This window comes from Pseudomonas sp. JV414 (assembly GCF_032424305.1).
Taxonomy (GTDB): Bacteria; Pseudomonadota; Gammaproteobacteria; order Pseudomonadales; family Pseudomonadaceae; genus Aquipseudomonas; species Aquipseudomonas lini.
The window spans coordinates 135,765-157,331 of the sequence record NZ_VYKC01000021.1; the positions used below are offsets into that span (position 1 = coordinate 135,765).

The window sequence follows — 21,567 nt, forward strand, 5'->3', positions numbered from 1 at the left end:
CGTTACAACGCGGACGGTCAGCAAAGGCCTGAGCCTAGCAGTTGCCGGACGTATTGGACCTCAGCTGTATCTGTGCATGATGTAGGTTCTTTCCTAAGCTTGTGGGCTGAGCCTTGCGACAAGGCCGACTCTTTGCCTGATTCAACGAGAAAACCATCATGAGCGACAACCGACAGTGGGCCCGCGAAGCCATCCGGATCATCGAAGCCGACTTCCAGCGCAGCGCCGATACCCACCTGATCCCCTTGCCGCTGCCGGGGTTGCCGGGCATCGAGTTGTATTTCAAGGATGAGTCGAGTCATCCCACCGGCAGCCTGAAACATCGGCTGGCGCGCTCGTTGTTCCTCTACGCCCTGTGTAACGGCTGGCTCAAACCCGGTGCGCCGGTGATCGAAGCCTCCAGCGGTTCGACGGCGATTTCCGAGGCGTACTTCGCTCGAATGCTGGGCTTGCCATTCATTGCGGTGATGCCGGCGACCACCTCCAAAGAGAAGATCGCGCAAATCGCGTTCTACGGTGGCCAGAGTCATCTGGTGGACGATCCGACCCAGATCTACGCCGAGTCCGAACGCCTGGCTCGCGAACACGACGGGCACTTCATCGATCAGTTCACCTACGCTGAACGCGCCACCGACTGGCGGGCGAACAACAACATCGCCGAATCGATCTTCCAGCAGATGCGCTTCGAGCAGCACCCGGAACCGAGCTGGCTGATTTCCAGCCCCGGCACTGGCGGCACCACCGCAACACTCGGCCGTTACGTGCGCTATCGCCAGCACTGCACCCGCGTGCTGTGCGCCGATGCCGAGCGTTCGGTGTTCTTCGATTATTACCAGACCGGCGATGCCAGCCTGCGCCTGGATTGCGGGTCACGGATTGAAGGGATTGGCCGGCCGCGAGTGGAAGCGTCGTTCCTGCCCAAGGTGATCGATGCGATGGTCAAAGTGCCGGACGCGTTGTCGCTGGCGGCCATGCATTACCTGGCGCAGCGTTTGGGGCGACGGGTTGGCGGATCGAGCGGGACCAACCTGATCGGCGCCTTGATGGCGGCCCAGCAGATGGTGGCGGCAGGGGAGTCGGGGTCTATCGTGGCGATTCTGTGCGATGGCGGCGAGCGCTATGCCACCACCTATTACGATCAGGCCTGGCTCAAGGCCCAGGGGTATGAGTTGAGTGGTTTGATGGATGCCGTGGCGGCGAGTGTCGAGCGCGGCGAGCCGCTGCCGGCCAGCGTGTTGCGCGCCAATATCTGAGATGTTTCAGACGCTGAAGACCCTTGTGGGAGCCGGGCTTGCCCGCGATGGCGGATTCAAATTCAACAAAGATGTTGACTGATCCACCGCTATCGCGGGCAAGCCCGCTCCCACAGGTAATGTGTTGTTTCGGTATTTGTGTATCAGGCTTCGAGGCCGAGGATGTCTCGGGCCACTGCTTCGGCAATCCGAATCCCGTCGACACCCGCTGACAGAATCCCGCCCGCATAACCCGCGCCTTCACCCGCCGGGAACAAGCCCTTCACGTTCAGGCTTTGCATCGACTCGTTACGGGTAATCCGCAGTGGCGACGAGGTGCGCGTCTCGATCCCGGTCAACACGGCGTCGTGCAGCGAGTAGCCACGAATCTGCTTCTCGAACGCCGGCAAGGCTTCGCGAATGGCTTCGATGGCGAACGCCGGCAAAGCCAGGGCCAAATCGCCCAAGGCAACACCCGGCTTGTAGGACGGTTCGACGCTGCCCAACTCGGTCGACGGTTTGCCGGCAATGAAGTCGCCAACCAGTTGCGCCGGTGCTTCGTAATTGCTGCCGCCCAACACAAAAGCGTGGGATTCCAGGCGTTCCTGCAACTCGATGCCAGCCAGTGGGCCACCTGGATAATCGACTTCCGGGGTGATCCCGACGACGATCCCGGAGTTGGCGTTGCGCTCGTTACGCGAGTACTGGCTCATGCCGTTGGTGACCACGCGGTTCGGCTCGGAGGTCGCTGCCACCACGGTGCCGCCCGGGCACATGCAGAAGCTGTAGACCGAACGACCGTTGCTGGCGTGGTGCACCAGTTTGTAGTCGGCAGCGCCGAGTTTCGGGTGCCCGGCGTATTTGCCCAGGCGCGCGCGGTCGATCAGCGATTGCGGGTGCTCGATGCGGAAACCCACCGAGAACGGCTTGGCTTCCATGAACACACCACGGCCGTGAAGCATGCGGAAGGTGTCCCGGGCACTGTGGCCGAGGGCCAGAATCACGTGTTTCGAATGGATCTGCTCACCGCCATTGAGCTCGACGCCGACCAGTTGGCCGTCCTCGATCAACACATCGGTGACACGCTGCTGGAAGCGCACTTCGCCGCCCATGGCGCGAATCTGCTCACGCATGTTTTCCACTACACCGGTCAGACGGAACGTACCGATGTGCGGTTTGCTGACGTAGAGGATTTCTTCCGGCGCGCCGGCCTTGACGAACTCGTGCAAGACTTTGCGACCGATGAATTTCGGGTCTTTGATCTGGCTGTAAAGCTTGCCGTCGGAGAACGTCCCCGCGCCGCCTTCACCGAATTGCACGTTGGACTCGGGGTTGAGCACGCTTTTGCGCCACAGGCCCCAAGTGTCCTTGGTGCGCTGACGCACTTCGGTGCCACGTTCGAGGATGATCGGCTTGAAGCCCATCTGCGCCAGCAGCAGCCCGGCGAAAATCCCGCAGGGGCCGAACCCGACCACGATCGGGCGCTGGCTCAGGTCGGCCGGCGCCTGGCCGACCTCTTTGTAGCTGACATCCGGCGCCACGCTGACGTTACGGTCATCGGCGAATGTGTGCAGCACCGACGCCTCATCGCGAACGTTGAGGTCGATGGTGTAGATGAAGCACAGTTCGGAGGACTTTTTGCGCGCATCGTAGCTGCGCTTGAACAAGGTGAAATCGAGCAGGTCATCACTGGCGATGCCCAGGCGCTGCACGATGGCAGGGCGCAGGTCTTCTTCGGGATGGTCGATCGGCAGCTTGAGTTCGGTGATTCGTAACATGACGGGATCCGGTTCGCGGGGCGCACAACTGCGCCAAGGCGTTTGAAGCCCGCGATTATAAGCCTCAAAGGATGATTCCCGTGAGGCAAAAACGATCAGTCGTTACGCGATCCGCCGAAATACCCACAGCCGCGTTGCACTTGGCCATCGATGCGCAGTTCGGCGCTCATGTGCTGCACGCTGCCGGTGCTGCTGTCGACGCAGCGTTGCGGCGCGACCCAGAGCTCGATGCGCTGATTGTTGGCTTCGGTGCTCAGGTTGAAACGGCCATCGCCCAGTTGCTCTTCAACGTACGGCAGGGCCAAGGGCGGCTGGCCGGCGCGGTCGATGACCATGCCTTTGCCGCTGACTTTGACGTTCCATTCAGGGCCATGGCCGGCGGCGCGCAGAGTCAGCTGTTTGAAATTGGGATCGTCGCACGCCGTGCCCGAACGCTCGACGCGGTATAGCTGCCCCAGATCGAGCCGGCTATCGGCACCACTGGCAACGATCCGGCCACGCACGTCAGCAAACAACTTGCCCTGATCATCGGCCAGGGTCGCGGCCTCTTGCAGGACGCTGGTGCCGCCGGTGTCATTGACCACATAACTGCGCTGCTCATTGCACGGCTGGAACAGCAACTTGCCGTCGGCCGCCGTCAACTGGCCCTGCATGCGGGTCTGGCCCACATGGGAAGCACTTTCGCGCGGCCCATCAAGCAACTGGCAGGCGGCGAACAGCGGAAGCAGGGCAACAAGCACTAAGGAACGGGCAACACGCATCTTTGAGTCTCCTGACAAGTGTCGCCACGTTACTTAGCCTGACCGCTCATCACAACCCTGCAAAGCAAGATCAAAAGATCGCAGGCTGCGGCAGCTCCTACAGGGGGTACGCCGAGCCTTTTGTAGGAGCTGGCGAAGCCTGCGATCTTTTGATTCTGGCGGTTTAGCCGACGCGGTAAGTCTGGCCGGTCTGTAAGCCTTCTACGCTTTTGGCGTAGGCCAGCGCCACTTCGGCGGCGGGCACCGGTTTGAAACCACGGAAGTACGGGGCGTAGCTACCCATGGCTTCGACCAGCACGTTCGGGCTGACCGAGTTGATGCGCAGGCCGCGCGGCAGTTCGATCGCCGCTGCACGGACGAAGCTGTCCAGGGCGCCGTTGACCATGGAGGCTGAGCTGCCGGTACGAATCGGATCGTGGCTGAGGATGCCGGTGGTGAAGGTGAATGATGCACCGTCATTGGCGAATTCCCGGCCGATCAGCAGCAGGTTGACCTGGCCCATCAGCTTGTCCCGCAAGCCGAGCTCGAAATCTTGTTCGGTCATGGTCGCCAGCGGCACGAAGTTGACGCTGCCAGCGGCGCAGATCAGGGCATCAAAGTTGCCGGTCTGTTGGAACAATTTGCGGATCGAGGCGCTGTCACTGATGTCGACCTGGAACTCACCGCTTTTACGGCCGATACGGATGATTTCGTGGCGCTGGGACAGTTCATGGTCAATCGCCGAACCGACGGTGCCAGAGGCGCCAATCAAAAGAATTTTCATCGTGCTGTACCTGAATGGGTTGGATTTAAATATAAGTTTAGAGTGGTTTTTTCCATTGATAAGCGGGCTAATAGGCAACCTTTGGTTTTCAAATGGAAACAATCCGATGAGCGAAATGGACGATCTGGCGGCGTTCGCGGTGTTGATCGAGGCGGGTAGTTTCACCCTGGCCGCCCAGCAATTGGGTTGCAGCAAAGGGCAACTCTCCAAGCGCATCAGCCTGCTGGAAACGCGGTTTTCCGTGGTGTTGCTGCAACGCACCACTCGCCGCTTGAGCCTGACGGCGGCGGGCGCGGCGCTGTTGCCGCAAGCCCAGGCGCTGGTGGTTCAAGTCGAGCGAGCGCGTCAGGCCTTGGCGCGGTTGAAAGACGACATGGCCGGCCCGGTGCGGATGACGGTTCCGGTTTCACTGGGGGAAACCTTCTTTGACGGCGCGCTGCTGGAGTTTTCCCGGCAGTACCCCGAGGTGCAGATCGAGCTGGAGCTCAACAATAATTACCGTGACCTGTCCCGGGACGGTTTCGACCTGGCGATCCGCTCGGAAGTGGCCAACGACGAACGCCTGGTTGCCCGACCGCTACTGGCCTGGCACGAGATGACCTGCGCCAGCCCTGCGTACCTTGAGCGATTCGGTGAACCACTGACGCCTCAGGCGCTGGCTGAACACCGCTGCCTGCTCAACAGTCATTACAGCGGTCGCGAAGAATGGCTCTATCACCAGCAGCACGAGTTACTGCGGGTGCGAGTGTCGGGGCCGTTCGCCAGCAACCATTACAACCTGCTGAAAAAAGCCGCACTGACCGGCGCGGGCATTGCGCGTTTGCCGTCGTACTTGCTGCAAGAGGAATTGGCTGACGGGCGTTTGCGCTGGCTCCTGCGCGATTATCAGACTCGCAGCATGCCGATGTACCTGGTGCACCCGTATCAAGGTGGTTTGCCGAAACGTACCCAAGTGCTGGCGGATTATTTGATGGGTTGGTTCAAGCGCAGTGGTGAGGCGTTGGATCGGCTTCGACGGTGACTGGAATTTGTGTAATTGGATCGGCTGTAGCGGTAACGGCGATGGATGCAATTGGATCGACTAATGACGATCTGCGTAGGAGCTGCCGAAGGCTGCGATCTTTTGATTTTGTTCTTCTCGGAGTCGCTGAAAATCAAGATCAAAAGATCGCAGCCTTCGGCAGCTCCTACAGGGGATATCTATCCGAAGTTTAGCGGGCGTAACGCTTGGCAATCAGATGATCGATCGACAACTTGCCCGGCCCGGTCGCCATCAAGTACAGCAACACCGCAACCCAGGTGCCGTGGGTTGGATAGGCATCGGGGTACACGAACAGCTGAATAGTCAGCGTCATACCCAGCAGTGCCAAAGCCGAAAAACGTGTGGCGAAGCCGATCAGAATCAGCACCGGAAAGAAATGCTCGGCGAAGGCTGCCAGGTGCGCCGCCAGTTCCGGGGAGAGTAGCGGCAGGTGATATTCGCTCTGGAACAACGGAATAGTCGAGTCCGCCAGCCTTGGTACGCCGAGTTCAAAGGTGCCGTCGATCAAGTCGATGACCAGGCCTTCCACCTTGGTTTGCCCGGACTTCCAGAACACCGCGGCAATGGAAAAACGCGCGATAAAGGCGATCAGGCTGTGGGGGATTTTTTCCAGCAGCGCGATGGCGCGGGCGATGGGGTTCTGGTGGGTGTTCATGGCGATACCTTCTGGTGTAAATGAGTAATGACGTTGTGGCTGATCAGCAGCGCCAGGGTTTGGCTGAGGTCGAAGGCCGGCGCTGTCTCTAACGCTTGGGTCAGGGATTGGCCGTTTTGCAGGTGCTGAATGAAGATGCTGGTGCCGTGGTCGATGGCGAAAACCTCAACCTCCAGGCCATTGCGCAACACCAGTGCGTTTTGCCCGTGGTCGAGGTCGATCCCGGCCAGCGTCGCGTCCTGTTGATGCGCGGCCCAGATTGCAACCACGGCAAAGGCTGAAGTCAGCAGATTCAGGGAGGGATGAAATCCGACCGTCAGCTCGCTCAACGCCTGCGGGTCCGACAGCGCGGCAGCGATCTGCTCATGGCTCAGGGGCTGCGCATCGGCGGCGTGATAGGCCTGAACGCGTAACCGCTCCAATCGTGCCACGTCGGCCAGATACGGCACGCAGGCTGCTGGCTCAAAGCTGTCGATGAACTCGGCGAGGTTCTTGCCGTAGTCGTTGATGAGTGGGCCTTGCGGCGGGCAACGCTGCACATACAGCCCCGCCATCGCCCGAAAGAATTCATCGCCCACCAACTGCGAAACCACCGGGTAACTGTCGGCCAGGGCGTTGATCAGCGAGCTCTGCACATTGTTGCGATACACCGCGAAACGGCTGGCGGGATCGGCGCCATTGGCGCTGAACAAACCCTCGGGGCAGGACCGTTGCGGATCGAGCAGGGCGGCGGCAAAAGCGGCTTGAGTGCTCATGGCCGGCCCCCCGCGCAATGCAGCAACTCATCGGCCTGACGGGCTTCGGCATGCAGCACGCTGAAGGCCGGTAACTGGTTGTCGCGCTCGATCAACGTGGCGATCGGGCCGATTCGTTCCAGTACTCGCTTGTACAGCGTCCACACCGCGTTATCGATGGGCGCACCGTGATCGTCGATGAGCAGACGATCGCCGAGGCTGTCGGTGTCTTCGGCAAACCCGGCCAGATGAATCTCTCCCACCGCCTGCAGCGGCAGCGCGTCGATGTAGGCCAGCGGATCCCTTTGGTGATTGATGCAGGAGACGTAGACGTTGTTGACGTCCAGTAGCAGGCCGCAGCCAGTGCGGCGAATGACTTCGCTGATGAAGTCGGCTTCATCGATTGTCGAGCGCTGGAACGCCAGATACGTCGCCGGATTCTCCAGCAGCATCGGGCGTTTGAGGGTGCTTTGCACCTGATCGATGTGCTCGCAGACGCGGTTCAGCGTCGGCGCATCGTAGGCCAGGGGCAGCAGGTCATTGAGAAACACCGGACCATGGCTGGACCAGGCCAGGTGTTCGGAAAAGGATTGGGGTTGATAGCGTTCGATCAGCGCGGCAAGCCTTTGCAGGTGCTGGCCATCCAGCGGACCTTCGGCACCAATGGACAGGCCAACGCCGTGTAGCGACAGCGGATAATGCTCGCGAATCAACCCCAGAAAATGATGAAACGGGCCGCCGGCCACCATGTAGTTTTCGGCGTGGACTTCGAAGAAACCGATGTCCGGTTGTGCACCGAGCACTTCACCAAAGTGCCCGGTCTTGAGCCCCAGCCCGGAGCGGGGCGGGAGCCCGGAAGATAAATAGTTCATGGTCGACACTCAGGCTGGGTGCTGATTACGACTTGGCTTTGTAGGCTTCCAGTTGGCCAAAACCGGTTGGCGAGGTTTGGCTCATCGTGGTGGTGCAGGTGCCCTTAGGGACGAGTTTCCAGGCATTGGCCTGGTAATCGGTTTTTGCAGTGCCGGCGCAAGTGGTGCCAGCGCCTGCGGCGCAATCGTTCTTGCCTTTCATGGCCACGCCGAAGCATTTTTCCATGTTGTCGTCAGCGGCATGGGCAGTGGAGACAGCGGCAATGCTCAAGGCAGAACCGAGGGCCAGAACCAGGGCGGTGGCGGACAGGGTGCGGGTGGTAGCAGTCATGATGTTTCTCCGAAATTGAGCTTGGATTGGCAAGCGTTTGTGCTTGCTTACTGCTCTAGAGAAACGACAGGGCGATGCGTTACAGCCCCAACGAAAAAAACTCAAAAAACACGCAGACCCCCGTAGGAGCTGCCGAAGGCTGCGATCTTTTGACTTTGATCTTTTCTGAAACACTGAAGATCAGGATCAAAAGATCGCAGCCTTCGGCAGCTCCTACGGAGATCTTCATTGTTGTGAGGTTTGTGTCAGGCATAAAAAAACGGCCGCGAAGGCCGTTTTTTTGTTTACCGCCAAGGCTCAACCACCAAGATACGCTTCGCGCACTTTCGGGTCGGTCAACAGCGCTTCACCTGTCCCTGTCATCACCACCCGGCCGTTTTCCAGCACGTAGGCACGGTCAGCGATTTTCAGTGCCTGGTTGGCGTTCTGCTCCACCAAAAACACCGTTACACCGTCCTTGCGCAGTTGTTCGATGATGTCGAAGATCTGCTGGATGATGATCGGTGCCAGGCCCAGCGATGGCTCGTCGAGCAGCAACAGCTTGGGCTTGCTCATCAGCGCACGGCCGATGGCGAGCATTTGCTGTTCGCCGCCAGACATGGTGCCGCCGCGTTGGGCGAAACGTTCTTTCAGGCGTGGGAAAAGTCCGAGGACCTTGTCCATCTGTTCCTGATAATCGCCCTTGTCGGTGAAGAATCCGCCCATGGCGAGGTTCTCTTCCACGGTCAGACGGGCAAACACCCGACGACCTTCCGGGACCACGGCGATGCTTTTACGCATGATGTGCGACGAGTCCTGGCCGACGAGCTCTTCGCCCATGTAGCGGATGCTGCCGCTGTGGGCTTGCGGCGAACCGCAGAGGGTCATCAGCAGGGTCGACTTGCCGGCACCGTTGGCGCCGATCAGGGTCACGATCTCGCCCTGGCGGACTTCGACGTTGACGCTGTGCAGCGCCTGGATCTTGCCGTAGAAGGTGGAAACGTTTTCGAACTGCAGCATTTACGCTTCCCCCAGGTAGGCTTTGATCACTTCAGGATTGTCGCGGATCTGTTCCGGCGTGCCATCGGCCAGGGGCGTGCCCTGGTTGATCACGACGATGTGGTCGGAAATGCTCATGACCAGTTTCATGTCGTGTTCGATCAACAGCACGGTGACGTTGTGCTCTTCACGCAACATGCTGATTAGCGCTTTGAGGTCTTCGGTTTCCTTCGGGTTCAGGCCGGCGGCCGGTTCGTCGAGCATGAGGATCCGCGGACGGGTCATCATGCAGCGAGCGATTTCCAGACGACGTTGCTGACCGTAGGCCAGGGTGCCGGCCGGACGGTTGGCGAACGCCTTGAGGTTGACCTTGTCCAGCCAGTACTCGGCGAACTCCATGGCTTCACGTTCGCTTTTGCGAAAGCCCGGTGTCTTGAACAGACCGGCCAGGAAGTTGGTGTTCAGGTGACGGTGTTGGGCGATCAAGAGGTTCTCGACCGCGGTCATGTCCTTGAACAGCCGTACGTTCTGGAAGGTCCGCACCACACCTTTGAGGGCGATCTTGTGGCCGGGCAGGCCTTCGATTGGCTCGCCGTCGAGCAGGATGCTGCCGCCGCTCGGTTTGTAGAAACCGGTCAGGCAGTTGAACACGGTGGTCTTGCCGGCGCCGTTGGGGCCGATCAATGCCACCACCTGTTTTTCTTTCACGCTCAGGGCTACGCCGTTGACCGCCAGCAAGCCGCCGAAGCGCATGCTCAAGTTGTCTACTTTAAGGATCTCACGGCTCATTTGCGCGGCTCCGCTCTTAATTTAAGTTCGGGGCGTTGCATCGGCAGCAGACCTTGAGGACGCCAGATCATCATCAGCACCATCAAGGCGCCGAACATCAACATGCGGTATTCACTGAACTCACGCATCATTTCCGGCAACAGGATCATCACCGTGGCGGCGAGTACGACGCCCAGTTGCGAGCCCATGCCGCCCAGCACCACGATGGCGAGGATGGTCGCCGACTCGATGAAGGTGAAGGACTCCGGTGTCACCAGGCCTTGGCGCGCGGCGAAGAAGCTACCGGCGAAACCGGCGAACGCAGCACCGAGGGTGAAGGCCGACAGCTTGATGACCGTAGGATTGAGCCCCAGCGCACGGCAGGCGATTTCGTCTTCACGCAGCGCTTCCCAGGCACGGCCCAGGGGCATGCGCAGCAGACGGTTGATGACGAACAGGGCGAACAGCGACAACAACACCGCGATCAGGTAAAGGAAGATCACCTTGTTTACCGGGTTGTAGGTCAGGCCGAAGTACTCGTGGAAGGTCTGCAGTCCATCTGCGGCAGTTCTATCGAAGGTCAGCCCGAAAAGCGTTGGCTTGGGAATGTTGCTGATGCCGTTCGGGCCGCCGGTGAGGTCGGTCAGGTTACGCAGGAACAGACGGATGATTTCACCGAAACCCAAGGTCACGATTGCCAGGTAGTCACCGCGCAAACGCAGCACCGGGAAACCGAGCAGGAAGCCAAACGTGGCCGCCATCATCCCGGCAATCGGCAGGCAGATCCAGAAGCTCAGGCCATAGTAGTGCGACAGCAGCGCGTAGCTGTAGGCGCCCACGGCGTAGAAGCCGACATAACCGAGGTCGAGCAGACCAGCCAGGCCGACCACGATGTTCAGGCCCAGGCCGAGCATCACGTAGATCAGCACCAGGGTGGCGATGTCCACCGCCCCGCGGGAGCCGAAGAACGGCCAGACCAGTGCACCCACGACTAACGCGATGATGATCCAGCGTTGAGTCGTCGGCAGGGTCAGGAAGTGACTGGCCTTGGCCGGCATCACCGGCAGGTTGGGCGAGGCTTTCCAGGCCGAGCTGATCTGCTGGTCGAACAGCACCCGCAAGAACATCAGCACCGAGCACACGGCAATGGTGATCAGCGTTGCAGTGCTGGTGCCATGGACTTCGAGGTTGATGCCGACAATGGTCAGTTTCAGACCGAGTACCGGGTAGGCAACAGCCCACACCAGCAAGGCGCTGAACAACGCCTGTTTAAGATTCCTAGTCATACTTTCTCAACCTCCGGACGGCCCAACAGGCCGGTTGGCCGGAACAACAACACCAGAACCAATAGACCGAACGCCACGACGTCCTTGTACTGGTCGCCGAAAATATCGGCACCAAAGGCTTCCGCCACCCCAAGCACCAGCCCGCCGAGCATTGCGCCGGGGATGCTGCCGATACCGCCCAATACTGCGGCGGTGAAGGCCTTGAGGCCGACCAGGAAACCGGCGTTCGGGTTGATCACGCCGTATTGCATGCTCAGCAGCACAGCCGCGATGGCCGCCAGTGCCGCACCGATGACGAAGGTCAGGGCGATGATGTTGTTGGTGTTGATACCCAAGAGGTTGGCCATCTTGATGTCTTCGGCACAGGCGCGGCAGGCGCGACCCAGGCGAGAACGGGAGATGAACAGCGTCAGGCCGAGCATGGCGACCAGGGTCACCACGAACACCACGATTTGCATGTAGGAAATCAGCACTTCATGTGCGCCACCTGGCCCGATGGCGAAGTTGCCAGGGATCAGGTTGGAGATGGATTTGTCCTTGGAGTCTTGCGCCAGCAGAACCGTGTTCTGCAGGAAGATCGACATGCCGATGGCGGAGATCAGCGGGATCAGACGGTTGCTGCCGCGCAGGGGGCGATAGGCGATCCGTTCGATGCTGTAACCGTAGGCACTGGTAACGACGATGGTCGCGATGAAAGCCGCGGTCATCAAGAGCGGGACACTGTCGAGCCCCATCATGGCCAGCCCGGCGATGGCGATGAACGCCACGTAAGAGCCGATCATGTACACCTCGCCGTGGGCGAAGTTGATCATTCCAATGATGCCGTAAACCATCGTATAGCCGATGGCGATCAGGGCATACGTGCTGCCAACGGTCAGACCGTTAACCAGCTGTTGGAAAAAGTGATAGATGTCAGGCATTACAGCGCTCCTAAAAACCTGATACGCATTTCACTGGTGGAGTCATTTTCCCGCTCGAGCCCCGTGGATCTGCATCCACTTCGAATTCGAGGTTTGCCAGCGAACCGCTGATGACGGTTTTGAGATTTTCAGGTGGGGAGACTGGCGGATCACGCCAGCGCGGCCCAATTACGTTCGTAAAACAAAGCCCACGGCACGCCGTGGGCTTTATTGGCAGTCAGTCAGGCCAAGGCCTTACTGAGGCGAAACTTCAGTTTTAGGTTTGCCGAAGTGCCACTGGTAAACCACGAATTTGAAGTCCTTCAGATCGCCCTTGTCGTCGAAAGACAGGTCGCCGGTCGGGGTTTTGAACGTGCCCTTGTGGATAGCTTCAGCCACTTTGGTGGTGTCTTCGCTCTTGGCGGCCTTGATGCCTTCGGCGATGACTTGCACAGCCGAGTAGGCCGGGAACACGAACGGACCGCTCGGGTCTTCTTTCTTGGCTTTGAACGCGTCAGCCAGGGCGATGTTGGCCGGATCCTGGTCGAAGGATTTCGGCAGGGTCACCAGCAGGCCTTCGGAAGCTTCCTTGGCGATCTGCGAAATGGAGTCGTTACCCACGCCTTCCGGACCCATGAACTTGGCTTTCAGGCCTTTTTCCTGGGATTGACGCAGAAGCAGACCCAGTTCCGGGTGGTAGCCGCCGTAGTAGACGAAGTCGACGTTGGCTTGCTTGAGCTTGGAGACCATCGAAGAGAAGTCTTTGTCGCCAGCGTTGATGCCTTCGAACACGGCAACCTTGACGCCTTTGGCTTCCAGGGTTTTCTTCACGGCGCTGGCGATGCCTTCACCGTATTGCTGTTTGTCGTGCAGAACAGCAACGATTTTCGGTTTGACGTGATCGGCGATGTAGTTACCGGCGGCAGGGCCCTGGGCGCTGTCCAGACCGATGGTCCGGAAGATCATTTTGTAGCCGCGAGTGGTGATGTCCGGGCTGGTGGCAGCCGGAGTGATCATGATCACGCCTTCGTCTTCGTAGATGTCGGACGCCGGTTGAGTGGAGCTGGAGCACAGGTGACCAACCACGAACTTGACGCCGTCGTTGACGACTTTGTTCGCGACAGCAACCGCTTGTTTTGGATCGCAGGCATCGTCGTATTCAACGGCTTCGAGTTTCTTGCCGTCGACGCCACCCTTGGCGTTGATTTGTTCGATGGCCATTTTGGAGCCACTGAACTGCATGTCGCCGTATTGGGCTACAGGGCCGGTTTTAGGGCCGGCGATGCCGATCTTGATGGTGTCAGCGGCGAACGAATGGCTGGCAACCCCGGCCAGAACCATAGCGGCAAACAGTTTTGAAATCTGCTTAGTAGCCTTAGTCATAGTGCTCCACTCTTACTGTTGTAGTTTTTATAGTCCTGGCGCCGTAGCAGCAGAACCGGGTCAGATATCGTTGATATCCTCCGGAAAATGCCCCCGGCAACTGTACCGGTACAGTGTAGAGCGCCGATTGTTAGCCTGGGAAGCTGGCGCCAGGGGGCAAAACCTGAGGGTGTCGCTTTATTGAAAGAAAAAGACAGAATCACGGCGGGATGTTAGCTGGCTAATACTTGAGTTCAGCAGCATTCCCTGGCTTTCCTGCTTTTTTCAATCGGTAATGCAATTGCATCCGGGTTTTTCTGGCGCAATACCGACGTTATCATTCACGTCGATTTTCTTTGCGGACAGAAGCCCATGACTCAAGAACCTAGCACCCTCTATGCCAAGCTGCTTGGTGAGACCGCATCTATTACCTGGAAAGAGTTGGAGCCGTTCTTCGCCAAGGGTGCCCTATTGTGGGTCGATCCAGGCCTGGATTTGATCGCTGCAGCAGAAGCAGTGGCAACCGATGAAGGCGAGAAAGTCGCTGCCTGGCTGGCCGCCGACAAGGTCGCCAAGCTGTCTGAAACGCGGGCGCTGGATCTTTTCGAGCGCGATCCGGAGCTTTGGGCCGTGGTGGTTTCGCCGTGGATTCTGATCCAGGAAAGGGCGACGAGCTGAGTCTATGCACTTAATTGGTGCGCATCTTTGCCGGTGAAAAGTGTGTAGCCGAGTAGCGTGATGGCATGTTGCCGTAGAGAAAGGCCACAGAAGGGTCTTGGCGAGGGTGACGTAAACGTAACGGGAACAGTTTATTGAGCAGCCGATTGGCTGCTTAATTGTTTCTGGATGTTGGTAAATCGGTGGCTGATGCGGTGAGTATCAGACCGCTTTCGCGAGCAAGCCCGCTCCCACATTTAACCGGGTTCCTCCAGAAGGAATGCGATCAAATGTGGGAGCGGGCTTGCTCGCGAATGGCGGCGCCGCGGTTTAAGCGGTCTTGCCCGTATGGTTATTAAGTGAAATAACCTTGGTCTTGCCAATCCGGTGACGGTAAATCTCGCGCAGATACTTGATCGCCTTCTTCACGCAATCCCGGGACAAACGAATGTCATTGATCGAGACGAACTTGTCCTTGTCGTTGATCAGCTCGCGGTACTTTTTCTCATACATCGGTTTGATCGCGTACCAGTTGGTATCGAGGATTTTCGCCGGGTTTTCGAATTCGTTGAGCAGCTCGTCGATGCGGTCTTCGTCGAAGTCTTCATTGATGATGAAGTCCAGGATCGAGTTATCCAGCGTCTCGTCGAAGCGGTACGGGTTTTTCGCGAAGCAGCGCTTGATGAAGGCCACGATCAGCGTCAGGAAGTCGTCCGACAGGCAAGGGCTCTTGGCGATCAAAGTGGTCAGCGACAGGTTGGCCGAGGCGCCGATCACCAGTGCATAACGCTTGAGCGTGGTGTTGGGGAACAGGCTGTTAAGGTGAGTCTTGAGCCGGTTCAGGTCCATGTAGGACAGCTTGTAGTCTTTGGGCAGCGAAACAATCGATACCACCGACGAGCAATTCTTGAAGAAGTGCAGGTCGTGCAACGCGGCCGCGTCGTAACCCGAGTTCTTGTACTGCTCAAGCGAGGCGCGATAGCGCTTGGACTCGATCGGCAACAGGCTGATGCCTTCGATCGCCTGGGTGACCTTGTTGAAGTGCGGCAGGTCGATGGAGCGGAAGAACAGGTCGTCGATGTTCAGGCGCTGCGGCTCTTTCTCGAACACTTTGAACTTGTCGCTGCTCGGCGGCGGAGTTTCCGGCACCACGGACTCGGCGTAGGCAATTGCCACCGGGCCGGCCAGGCTCATGAACAGGTCGTTGGCGTCCAGGCGAATGGTTTCGCCGATGTCGATGCCGGCACGACGGAAATAGTTCTGGTCGTAGTCGGTGGTGACCGCCTGCGCTGTCAGAATGTTGAAGATCTGCTGTGAGATGTACTGGTTGGCGTGCTTTTCCATGGCATTGACATCAATGTTCTGGATGTTGCCGTCATCGCTTTCTTCGGCATAACGCATGATGTCGTTGGAAATCAGCATCATCGCGTTCCATGGGCGGATACGACCCATGACGCTGGCTTCACTGCTGTCTTCGTTGGCGAAGTTGTAGGAGAAGTCCCACTCTTCCGACAGGTATTTGCACAGCAGGCGACCGGCGTTGATGTGCAGCGCCTCGGACATTTCGCTGCGGTGATCGGAAATGTTCGGCAGTACGCAAATACCGCTGGTGAAGATCGGCTCGAAGACGAAGGAATGACCGCTCTTGCTGTCGTGCTCGTCCACAGGCTTGGTGTCGAACGTCTTGTTCATGTATGAGTGCTGCTGGGCCAGGCCGAACTCAGAGGCCATGCCCGAACCGGTACCGCCGCCGGCGCTGAAGATCGAGAAATACAGGCGCGACTGGTTGGCCTTGATCCCGCAGCTGTCGATCAGGTACGAGTGAATCATCTTCCAGTCAGGGCTGGAAAACCGCTGGGTGTCCTTGTTCAGGATGATCTTGGCCAGGTATTGGCCGAGGATCGGCGCGTTACCGGCGCCACCGGCGTGGACTTCCGACAAGTCCATGATTTTCATTTTGCTGTAGTCGCGCAAAAAGCCGCTTTTTTCGCCCTTGCGCGAGAAACGGATGCGACCGGCGATGTCCTTGTCCAGGTCGCCGAGCATCACCAGCGGCTCGACCAGAAACACCGGTTTGCTGGCCTTGTTCGTCCCCAGGCGCAGGTTATTGCGAATCCACTGCGCCGGGCTGTAGCCCTTTTCGGCGTAGCGTTTGTCCGGCGACAGGCGGTCTTCGTTGTTGAATTCGTTGAGGTAGAACTTGCGGGCGTTGTACACCAGCTCCGCCACGTCCAGCGCGATGTTCGAACCACAGCGGCCCAGGCCGATCAGGCACACCGACGGGAATTCCTGATCGCTGTGCTGTTCGTTGTCACCTTCCAGGTGCGGCGGGCGCGGGAACACCAGGTCGCGCAGGCCGTCGAGGTTGTCGAGGATACGGTCGGTATTGGTTTCGGTGAAGTACAGGTATTGCTGAGTCGCCAGCGGACGCGACGGGGTCAATGGCTTCGACGATGAGGGGCTGTTCGCCGCGGGGCTCAAGGTCAGGTCGGATACCGCGGTGGCCGGATTATTTTTAGAAGTCATTGTGCGCCATATACCTGGACTGGTCGGCTCGGCGACAAGTGTCATCGAGTCATCACGGAATGGGATCTCGCGTCTTTTTTTGCAGCGCGAATGTGGCCCAAGAGTCAGGGCCTGGGCCTGAACATCGCTCGGGGGAATCCTTTCCTTATTCATGATGAATCGGCCAATATTCGACGATCTTTAATCAAAAAGAGGCTAAATGATGGCAACGTTACCTGCGCTGGGGTTTGCCGGAATCGGTCTGATGGGCTTGCCGATGTGCCGACGCCTGTTGGCGGCGGGTTATCCGCTGACGGTGTGCAACCGCAACCCGGCCAAGTGCGCAGCGCTGGTCGAGGCCGGCGCGCGGCAAGTGGCGACACCGGCCGAACTGTGTCAGCACGCCGACCTGGTGATGCTGTGTCTGGCCGACACTGCTGTTGTACGTGAGGTGGTGTTTGGCCCGGCGGGCGTTGCCGAGCGTGCGAAAAGCGGACAGTTGCTGGTGGATTTTTCCAGCCTGGAACCCACCGCGACGCGAGAAATGGCAAGCGCATTGGCGAGTAAAACCGGCATGAGTTGGCTCGATGCGCCAGTGTCCGGCGGGGTGGTCGGCGCCGAGGCGGGCAGCCTGGCGATCATGGTCGGTGGCGAAGCGGCAGACCTTGCGCGCGTGCGGCCGGTGTTGTTGACCCTTGGCCAGCGTGTGACCCACATGGGCGCCGTCGGTGCGGGGCAGGTGACCAAGGCCTGTAATCAGATGATCGTGGCCTGCAATGCCTTGGTCATTGCCGAAGTGGTGGCCCTGGCCGAGCGTTCCGGGGTCGACGCACGCCTGATCGCCGAAGCGCTGGCCGGTGGTTTCGCCGATTCAAAACCGTTGCAGATTCTCGCGCCGCAAATGGCCGAAAGCCGTTTCGAGCCGGTGAAATGGCACGTGCGAACGCTGCTCAAGGACCTCGACAGCGCCGTAAAATTCTCCCGTGAACAAGGCTCGGCCACACCGATCAGCGGATTGGCCGCACAACTGATGCGCCTCCATGGGGGGCAGGGGTTCCTGGAAAAGGATCCGTCGACGCTAGTGCAGCTATACCGCGAGCCAGACTCAAAGGATTGACGGTGTGCATGTGCTTGCGCTGATTGATTTCGGCCAGCACCGGACGCAACTCGGCCAGCGGCACCGGGCGGCTGAGCAGGTAGCCCTGAACGAAATCGCAGCCATGGCGTTCGAGAAAATCGTACTGCTCGAAAGTTTCGACGCCTTCGGTAACGACCTGCAAATGCAGGGTATGGGCCATGACGATAATGGCCTGGACGATTTCCATGTCCTGGGTGGCCTTGGGGATGTCCTGAATGAACGAGCGGTCGATCTTCAACGTGTTTAATGGCAGGCGCCTGAGGTAGGCCAGGGATGAATAACCGGTGCCAAAGTCATCGATCGACAACGAGACCCCGAGGGCGCGAATCTGCCGCAGCAACACCAGGGTATTGGTGATATTGCCCATCAGCGCATTCTCGGTGACTTCCAGTTCCAGTCGATGTGGTGCCACCCCGAAGGCGTGCAGGGCGTGTTCGATTTCATTGGCCAGTTCTTCTCGCGCCAGGTTCAGGGGCGAGCAATTCACCGCGATTTTGAGTTCTTCGCAATCGTGTCGGGACAGCTCGCCCAAGTCCTCGCAGGCCTTGCGCAGCACCCAGTTGTCCAGTTCGGCGATCAGGCCATTGGCTTCGGCAATGGCGATGAACCGATCCGGCGTGAGCAATCCGTGAACCGGGTGCTGCCAGCGAATCAGCGCTTCAAGTTTGGTGACCTGGCCGATTCTCAGGTCATAGATCGGCTGGTAATACAGCATCAACCCGATGTTTTCGCGCAGGGCGTGACGCAGTTCCTCTTCGAGTTGTAACTCCAGAGTGGCGCGGGTTTTCAGGTTTGAACTGAAAAAATGCAGAGCGTTACGACCGCAATCCTTGGACTGGTACAGCGCCAGGTCGGCGTTTTTCAGCAGTTCTTCACAGGTCTTGCCATCTTCTGGAAACAGGCTGATGCCGATGCTGGTGGTCATGACCATGCGCCGTCCGGACAACTCGATGGGCTCCTTCATTTTCAGCATGATGCGTTGGGCCATTTGCCGCGCTTCTTCACGGTCGTACAGGGTGATGAGGATGCAGAATTCGTCGCCTCCAAAGCGCGCCACCACGTCTTCATGGCTGCGCACCGCGGCTTTGATATGGCCGGCCAGGACTTTGAGCAATTCGTCGCCGGCGTCATGACCGAGGCTGTCATTGATCCGCTTGAAGTGGTCGATGTCCAGGAACATCACCGCCAGCATGCCGCCTTCGTTGGTTTTCTCGATGAGTTTCTCGGCGAAGATCTGGTTGAAGCCCCGGCGGTTGATCAGGTTGGTCAAGGGGTCGTAATGCGCCACCTGTTGCAGCGACATACGTGCCTGATCCAGTTGACTGAGCAGGGCGTTGACCCGCTGCAGGTCATGCTCCTTGTGTTGCAGCTTCTTGTCCGCCAGTGCAGCGCTGATGCTGCTGCCGATGATCAGCAGCGTCATCACTGCCACCGTCAGCCCCAGTTGCAGGTGATTGTTGTCGCTGGGCAGCGGTTGAAGGCTGCCAGCGGGCAGCACCAGGTTGAACGCCGCCATGCCGGTGAAATGCATGCTGACGATGCCGGCCCCGAGCACCAGGCTGGCGGTGCATTTGAGCAATTGATGAAGCACGCCGGCGCCGTCGCGCAGGTGACTGGAAATCAACAGGGCGGCCAGGCTGGCACCGATGGCGATCACAATGGAAAGCACGAACAGAACGGGTTGGTAGTAGGCCATCGCATTCGATCGCAGGGCGGCCATGCCCACGTAATGCATGGTTGCGATGCCCAGGCCGATCCATACCGCGGCCCGCAGGTATTGCCAGAAATTCAGCTGAGGATGGCTGAGTGTGTACATGGCCAACCATGAGGCGGTCAGGGCGAATAACAGCGAGAGCAGGGTAGTGGGCAGGTGGTACTGGATTTCGATCGGCGCCTGGAACGCCAGCATGCTGATGAAATGCATGGCCCAGATACCGCCCGCCAGACACCCGGCACCGACCCAGCGCCAAAGCCGTTGAGAGGCGGATTTCTCCACATGCCCGACCCGTTCGGTCATGTCCAGCGTGGCGAAGCCGGCTGTGCAGGCGACCAGATAGGCCAGCAACACCAGAAAAGGGTTATGGGTGCAATCGAGTATGACCTGCCCGCTCTCCGGTAGCCCGGTCATGAAATGCAAACCAAGCCACTCCATAGCATGCCCCATCTCTGAATCATCCTGGCCTGCGCCATGCGCGCTGGCGAATGCTTGCAGTATAGAGGCCTTGCACGCAGCGCAAGAGGTGGTGGCACATTAATGCCAATGTTTTTGGAATGGCATTTAGAACAATTGGAAATGAATTGTTGCATGGGCCGCATTTGGCTGCGATGGATGGGTATCAGCATTACGAATAATTACAGACAGCGCTGATGAGCCTGACTAGATTGACGGTTCCGGGCTCGAATGCGTTGGCAGTGAAGCCCCAATAACAATAAAGAGACGGACCCATGCAGAACTCGACCCAAGCGGCGAATGCCTGGCGCATTCTGTTCCTGCTGTTCCTGGCCAACCTGTTCAACTTCTTCGACCGCACCATCCCGGCGATCATCATCGAGCCGATCCGCATGGAATGGCACCTCAGTGACTTTCAACTGGGGATCATCGGGACTGCATTCACCATCGTTTACGCCATTGCCGGCCTGCCCCTGGGGCGATTGGCCGATACCGGTTCGCGCAGCAAGTTGATGGGCTGGGGCCTGGCGACATGGAGCGGGCTGACTGCGGTCAACGGGCTGGTGGGCAGTTTCTGGAGTTTCCTGATCGTGCGCATGGGCATCGGCATCGGTGAAGCCAGCTACGCGCCGGCCGCCAACTCGCTGATCGGCGATTTGTTCCCGGCTCATCGTCGGGCGCGGGCCATGGGCATTTTCATGCTTGGTTTGCCGTTGGGGTTGCTGCTGGCGTTCTTCACCATCGGCTGGATGGTCAAGGCGTTCGACAGCTGGCGCGCGCCGTTCTTTATCGCGGCGGTGCCGGGGCTGATCCTGGCGGTCTTCATGTTCTTCATTAAAGAGCCGAAACGCGGCGCGGCGGAAAGCGTGCAAGTGTCTCAGGAACGCGTGGACCGGCCGATCCGTCGAGTGCTGGCGGTGCCGACTTTCCTGTGGCTGGTAATGGCGGGGCTGTGCTTCAACTTCGCGACCTATGCCTGCAACTCGTTTCTGGTGCCAATGCTGCAGCGTTATTTCCTGATGCCGTTACAGGACGCGGCGGTGGCGACCGGGGTGATCGTCGGGGTGACCGGGTTGTTCGGCCTGACGCTCGGCGGCTGGATTGCCGACAAGATTCACCAGCGCGTGGCCAATGGGCGGCTGCTGTTCGCGGCGTTCAGCCTGATCATTTCGACGGTATGCACGGCTTGGGCGCTGCATGCCGGACGGATCGAGATCGGGGTGTTTGTCGCGGTGTTCAGCCTGGGTTGGTTGTTCGCCTACAACTTCTATACCTGCGTGTACACGGCGATTCAGGACGTGGTCGAACCGCGCCTGCGGGCTACGGCGATGGCGCTGTTCTTTGCCGGGTTGTATCTGCTGGGTGGCGGATTGGGGCCGGTGGTGGTGGGCGGTTTGTCGGATCACTTCGCGCACACGGCCATGCTATCGGCTGGCGCTGAGCAGATGACTGAAGCGTTCAAGGCTGTCGGTTTGCATGACGCGATGTATCTGATTCCGGTGGCGTTGTTTTTCACCATGGTGTTTCTGTTTTTGGCCTCGCGGTGTTTTGTGCGCGACGCCAAGCGGATGAAAGAAGGGTTAGTGGCGGTGGTTGAGCCTGTGGGTTCTGCGGCGACTGCTTAACCGCCATCGCG

Annotated in this window: 19 protein-coding genes; 5 read left to right on the plus strand and 14 right to left on the minus strand. The window is 59.0% G+C overall.

The window, feature by feature from the left end; genetic code table 11:
- Positions 1-155: 155 nt before the first annotated feature.
- Positions 156-1,253, plus strand: a complete 1,098-nt coding sequence (locus F6R97_RS22625) for a PLP-dependent cysteine synthase family protein (RefSeq protein ID WP_315867194.1) — start codon at positions 156-158, stop codon at positions 1,251-1,253.
- 143 nt (positions 1,254-1,396) lie between these two features.
- Here the strand turns inward: F6R97_RS22625 and F6R97_RS22630 are convergent, their stop codons facing one another.
- The 3 genes from F6R97_RS22630 to F6R97_RS22640 all read right to left on the minus strand — a co-directional run bounded on the left by F6R97_RS22630 (position 1,397) and on the right by F6R97_RS22640 (position 4,534).
- Positions 1,397-3,010, minus strand: coding sequence for an NAD(P)/FAD-dependent oxidoreductase (locus F6R97_RS22630; protein WP_048393910.1), 1,614 nt, complete (start codon positions 3,008-3,010; stop codon positions 1,397-1,399).
- 95 nt (positions 3,011-3,105) lie between these two features.
- Positions 3,106-3,771 carry a COG3650 family protein gene (locus F6R97_RS22635; RefSeq protein ID WP_038979241.1) on the minus strand — a complete coding sequence of 222 codons (666 nt, stop codon included), beginning with the start codon at positions 3,769-3,771 and terminating at the stop codon, positions 3,106-3,108.
- 163 nt (positions 3,772-3,934) lie between these two features.
- Complete coding sequence (locus F6R97_RS22640) at positions 3,935-4,534, minus strand: short chain dehydrogenase (RefSeq protein WP_038979242.1); 600 nt, start codon at positions 4,532-4,534, stop codon at positions 3,935-3,937.
- A gap of 106 nt (positions 4,535-4,640) precedes the next feature.
- Between F6R97_RS22640 and F6R97_RS22645 the strand changes: the two genes are divergently transcribed.
- Positions 4,641-5,555 (plus strand): LysR family transcriptional regulator, encoded by a 915-nt coding sequence (locus tag F6R97_RS22645; protein ID WP_048393916.1) that lies wholly within the window; start codon positions 4,641-4,643, stop codon positions 5,553-5,555.
- Positions 5,556-5,745: 190 nt separating this feature from the next.
- Here the strand turns inward: F6R97_RS22645 and F6R97_RS22650 are convergent, their stop codons facing one another.
- The 9 genes from F6R97_RS22650 to F6R97_RS22690 form a co-directional block, all read right to left on the minus strand.
- Positions 5,746-6,231 (minus strand): DoxX family protein, encoded by a 486-nt coding sequence (locus F6R97_RS22650; RefSeq protein ID WP_048393918.1) that lies wholly within the window; start codon positions 6,229-6,231, stop codon positions 5,746-5,748.
- The gene (locus tag F6R97_RS22655) at positions 6,228-6,986 is read right to left on the minus strand and encodes a DUF2063 domain-containing protein (RefSeq protein WP_050681798.1); all 759 of its coding nucleotides are present in this window, start codon (positions 6,984-6,986) and stop codon (positions 6,228-6,230) included. The genes F6R97_RS22650 and F6R97_RS22655 overlap by 4 nt, the downstream gene beginning before the upstream one ends.
- Positions 6,983-7,837 carry a DUF692 domain-containing protein gene (locus tag F6R97_RS22660; protein ID WP_050681799.1) on the minus strand — a complete coding sequence of 285 codons (855 nt, stop codon included), beginning with the start codon at positions 7,835-7,837 and terminating at the stop codon, positions 6,983-6,985. Before F6R97_RS22660 ends, F6R97_RS22655 begins: the two co-directional genes overlap by 4 nt.
- Positions 7,838-7,862: 25 nt before the next feature.
- Positions 7,863-8,168 carry a DUF2282 domain-containing protein gene (locus tag F6R97_RS22665; protein ID WP_038979247.1) on the minus strand — a complete coding sequence of 102 codons (306 nt, stop codon included), beginning with the start codon at positions 8,166-8,168 and terminating at the stop codon, positions 7,863-7,865.
- 297 nt (positions 8,169-8,465) lie between these two features.
- Entirely contained in the window at positions 8,466-9,167 is a 702-nt protein-coding gene (locus F6R97_RS22670) for an ABC transporter ATP-binding protein (protein ID WP_007906649.1), read from the minus strand.
- Positions 9,168-9,935 (minus strand): high-affinity branched-chain amino acid ABC transporter ATP-binding protein LivG, encoded by a 768-nt coding sequence (livG, locus tag F6R97_RS22675; protein ID WP_048393925.1) that lies wholly within the window; start codon positions 9,933-9,935, stop codon positions 9,168-9,170.
- Positions 9,932-11,200 carry a high-affinity branched-chain amino acid ABC transporter permease LivM gene (locus F6R97_RS22680; RefSeq protein WP_048393929.1) on the minus strand — a complete coding sequence of 423 codons (1,269 nt, stop codon included), beginning with the start codon at positions 11,198-11,200 and terminating at the stop codon, positions 9,932-9,934. The genes livG and F6R97_RS22680 overlap by 4 nt, the downstream gene beginning before the upstream one ends.
- Complete coding sequence (livH, locus tag F6R97_RS22685) at positions 11,197-12,120, minus strand: high-affinity branched-chain amino acid ABC transporter permease LivH (RefSeq protein ID WP_030128345.1); 924 nt, start codon at positions 12,118-12,120, stop codon at positions 11,197-11,199. The genes F6R97_RS22680 and livH overlap by 4 nt, the downstream gene beginning before the upstream one ends.
- A gap of 234 nt (positions 12,121-12,354) precedes the next feature.
- Positions 12,355-13,482 carry a branched-chain amino acid ABC transporter substrate-binding protein gene (locus F6R97_RS22690; RefSeq protein ID WP_038979250.1) on the minus strand — a complete coding sequence of 376 codons (1,128 nt, stop codon included), beginning with the start codon at positions 13,480-13,482 and terminating at the stop codon, positions 12,355-12,357.
- Between the two features lie 351 nt (positions 13,483-13,833).
- Between F6R97_RS22690 and F6R97_RS22695 the strand changes: the two genes are divergently transcribed.
- Positions 13,834-14,139: a DUF2288 domain-containing protein gene (locus tag F6R97_RS22695; RefSeq protein ID WP_033059033.1), complete on the plus strand. Its 306-nt coding sequence runs from the start codon at positions 13,834-13,836 to the stop codon at positions 14,137-14,139.
- Between the two features lie 309 nt (positions 14,140-14,448).
- Here the strand turns inward: F6R97_RS22695 and F6R97_RS22700 are convergent, their stop codons facing one another.
- Positions 14,449-16,644, minus strand: a complete 2,196-nt coding sequence (locus F6R97_RS22700) for a hypothetical protein (protein WP_048393933.1) — start codon at positions 16,642-16,644, stop codon at positions 14,449-14,451.
- Between the two features lie 199 nt (positions 16,645-16,843).
- Between F6R97_RS22700 and F6R97_RS22705 the strand changes: the two genes are divergently transcribed.
- Positions 16,844-17,740 carry an NAD(P)-dependent oxidoreductase gene (locus tag F6R97_RS22705; RefSeq protein WP_315867128.1) on the plus strand — a complete coding sequence of 299 codons (897 nt, stop codon included), beginning with the start codon at positions 16,844-16,846 and terminating at the stop codon, positions 17,738-17,740.
- Here F6R97_RS22705 and F6R97_RS22710 read toward each other — a convergent pair.
- Positions 17,631-19,913 carry a bifunctional diguanylate cyclase/phosphodiesterase gene (locus tag F6R97_RS22710; RefSeq protein ID WP_315867195.1) on the minus strand — a complete coding sequence of 761 codons (2,283 nt, stop codon included), beginning with the start codon at positions 19,911-19,913 and terminating at the stop codon, positions 17,631-17,633. The two genes, F6R97_RS22705 and F6R97_RS22710, sit on opposite strands and share 110 nt — an antisense overlap.
- A 293-nt stretch (positions 19,914-20,206) precedes the next feature.
- Between F6R97_RS22710 and F6R97_RS22715 the strand changes: the two genes are divergently transcribed.
- On the plus strand, positions 20,207-21,556 hold the full coding sequence (locus F6R97_RS22715) for a spinster family MFS transporter (RefSeq protein WP_050681800.1): 1,350 nt from the start codon (positions 20,207-20,209) through the stop codon (positions 21,554-21,556).
- The last annotated feature ends 11 nt before the right edge of the window (positions 21,557-21,567 follow it).